General features: G+C 78.6%; 1 protein-coding gene. It reads left to right on the top strand.

The features are described from left to right. Positions 1-1097: phytoene desaturase family protein (locus GTW08_RS06910; RefSeq protein ID WP_161151599.1), on the top strand; the 1097-nt coding region annotated here is incomplete at both ends.

The following is a 1097-nucleotide window of genomic DNA, read 5'->3' as shown; positions in this document are numbered from 1 at the left end:
CCTGGCGCGCGCTGGTCGCGCAGTGGGACCGGATCGGCGACGACGTCGTCGCCGCCGCACTGCGCCCGTTCCCACCGGTCCGGCCGGCATCGCGGCTCCTGCGCACGCTCGGCACCGGCGACGCCCTGCGGCTGGCCCGGATGCTGGTGCAACCGGTGGCGCGGATGGCCCAGGAGCACTTCGGGGGCCGGGCCGCCCCGCTGCTGCTGGCGGGCAACGCCCTGCACACCGACCTCGGGCCGGACTCCGCGGCGGGCGCCGCCTACGGCTGGCTGCTGGCGATGCTCGGCCAGCGTGTCGGCTTCCCGGTCCCGGCGGGCGGGGCCGGGGCCCTGACCGGTGCGCTCGTCGCCCGCCTGACGGCCCGCGGCGGGCGGATCGACTGCGGACGGCCGATCCGGACCGTCCTGGTCGGACCGTCCGGCCGGGCCTCCGGCGTCGTGGACGCGGCCGGCCAGCGGGTCCTCGCCCGCCGGGCGGTGCTCGCCGATGTCGACGCGCCCCGCCTCTACCGCGACCTCGTCGGGGAGGAGCACCTGCCGGCCCGCTTCGTCGCCGACCTCGCCCGGTTCGACTGGGACTTCTCCACCGTCAAGCTGGACTGGGCGCTCGACGGACCGGTGCCGTGGACCGCGCCGGGTGCCCGGTCGGCGGGCACCGTGCACCTCGGCGCCGACGTCGACGGCCTGCGCCGCTACTCCGCCGACCTGACCGCCGGCCGGCTGCCCGGCGACCCGTTCCTGCTGTTCGGGCAGATGACCACGGCCGACCCGACCCGCTCCCCGCCCGGCACCGAGTCCGCCTGGGCCTACACCCACGTGCCGCGCGGCCTGGGATGGGGCCGCGACGAGGTGCTGCGCTGGGCCGACCGGATGCAGCAGGTCGTCGAGGACCACGCGCCCGGGTTCGGGTCGAGGGTGCTGGCCCGCGCCGTCGCCGGGCCCGCGGACCTGCAGGGCCGCGACGGCAACCTCGTCGACGGGGCGATCACCGCGGGCACCTCCGCGGTGCACCAGCAGCTGGTGTTCCGCCCGGTGCCGGGCCTGGGGCGCGCCGACACCCCGGTGCCGGGGCTGTTCCTGGCCGGGGCGTCGGCG

This window comes from Pseudonocardia sp. SID8383, assembly GCF_009864975.1.
In the GTDB taxonomy this organism is placed as follows: domain Bacteria; phylum Actinomycetota; class Actinomycetes; order Mycobacteriales; family Pseudonocardiaceae; genus Pseudonocardia; species Pseudonocardia alni.
The sequence above is the reverse complement of the archived record's forward strand: the minus strand, read 5'-3'. Positions and strand labels throughout refer to the sequence as shown.